The sequence below is a fragment of the Mesorhizobium sp. M7A.F.Ca.ET.027.02.1.1 genome (genome assembly GCF_004022985.1).
Lineage (GTDB): Bacteria > Pseudomonadota > Alphaproteobacteria > Rhizobiales > Rhizobiaceae > Mesorhizobium.
In genome coordinates, this window is sequence record NZ_RZOL01000794.1 from 1 (window position 1) to 1101 (window position 1101).

Annotated in this window: 1 protein-coding gene; it reads left to right on the plus strand. The window is 54.0% G+C overall.

Annotated features, from left to right (window positions below; genetic code table 11):
- Positions 1-1014, plus strand: a 1014-nt coding sequence (locus EN749_RS36200; RefSeq protein WP_128365015.1) for a lysine 2,3-aminomutase, incomplete at its 5' end; no start/stop codon positions are given.
- Positions 1015-1101 lie beyond the last annotated feature (87 nt).

Consider the following 1101-nt stretch of genomic DNA (forward strand, 5'->3'; position numbering starts at 1 on the left):
GAACTGCAAGCCAGTAGCATCATGCGCTATCATGTCACGAAGTCTTATCGTGAGCAGATCACCAACAGCGGTTATTACGAGCAGCTCAAGTACATCGTGGAGCCTTCATTCCAAGAGTTCGAAAGTCCCGGAACCCTGGACACGAGCGGCGAGCTAGATAACACGGTCTTTCCCGGGTTTCAGCACAAGTACGCCCAAACCGGGTTGGTGATGGCAACGGACCGTTGCGCCTCATATTGCCGCTATTGCCTTCGCAAACGCCTTGTCGGAAAGGATTCCGATGAAATCGCAGCTGATTTCGCGCAAATTGGGCAATATATTCGCGGCCATCCCGAGATTACGAACGTGCTGATAACAGGGGGCGATCCGCTGGTACTCAGCACGGCCAAGCTGGACAAGATGCTTGATCATCTGCTGCCAATCCGACATCTGGATTCGATTCGATTCGGTACAAAAACACTAGCCTATCAGCCCAAACGGTTCGAGGATCCCGCGTTACCGGCTTTGTTCAAACGGATCGATGAGGCGGGTAAAGCCGCTGTGATCGTCACGCACTTCGACCACATCGGCGAAATCTCGGTTGAGGCGGAGCACAAGGTTCGCTCCTTGCGCGCACGGGGCGTACAGTTCCTGAACCAAACCGTGCTTCTCGCGAAAGTCAACGATGATCCTGAGATCTTGGCTGCCACATTCGCCAAGTGTCACCAAATGGGTATCCGCCCGTATTATCTCTTTCAGGCCAGACCGGTGAAAGGCGCTTCCCATTTTCAGGTTTCACTGCGCCGCGGAATAGAGATTGCTCGCGGCATCAACCAACGCCTGAGCGGCATCCAAAAAACCTTCAAATACATCATGTCCCATCACACAGGAAAGATCGAAGTCCTCGACCTTGGAGCCGATGGCCGTATCTATATGCGGTATCATCAAAACAAGAGTCCCGAAAAGATCGGAAAGATCTTTTCCCGGCCGCACCTTGAGGGCGCCTGCTGGTTGGACGATCTGCCCGAAGGATGAGACCCAAAGGCGCGCAAGAAATACGGCGTGCTCAAGACTCCCACGGCCGCAACCGTCTCTCCAAGGCCGGTGTCCGTAAAATCCACC